Raw genomic sequence first — 281 nt, 5'->3', positions numbered from 1 at the left:
ACCAGCCGGTTCTCGCAGTCATAGATAAAGTGCTGCAGCTTGCAGTGCCCCGAGCGCTTCTCGATCAGGTTGCCCCACGGGTCGTAGCGGTACTCTTGATCCCGCCACTGTTTGATGCGGTTGTCCTTGACCTTGTCAAACTGACGCGCATTGAAGTCCAACCGGTTGGCCGCCGGGTCATAACGAAACTCTTCGCTGCCCACCAGCGAGCCCGTATCACGGCTGCGCAACTGGCCATTGGCTTCATACTCGTACTTGATCTCGCCACGTAGCTTGTCCAG

General features: G+C 57.7%; 1 pseudogene. It reads right to left on the bottom strand.

The features are described from left to right. Nucleotides 1-281, bottom strand: a pseudogene (locus ACF8FB_RS10620) (sugar-binding protein); the annotation flags it as partial.

The organism is Pseudomonas sp. yb_2 (genome assembly GCF_043103905.1).
Taxonomy (GTDB): Bacteria; Pseudomonadota; Gammaproteobacteria; order Pseudomonadales; family Pseudomonadaceae; genus Aquipseudomonas; species Aquipseudomonas alloputida.
The sequence above is the reverse complement of the archived record's forward strand: the minus strand, read 5'-3'. Positions and strand labels throughout refer to the sequence as shown.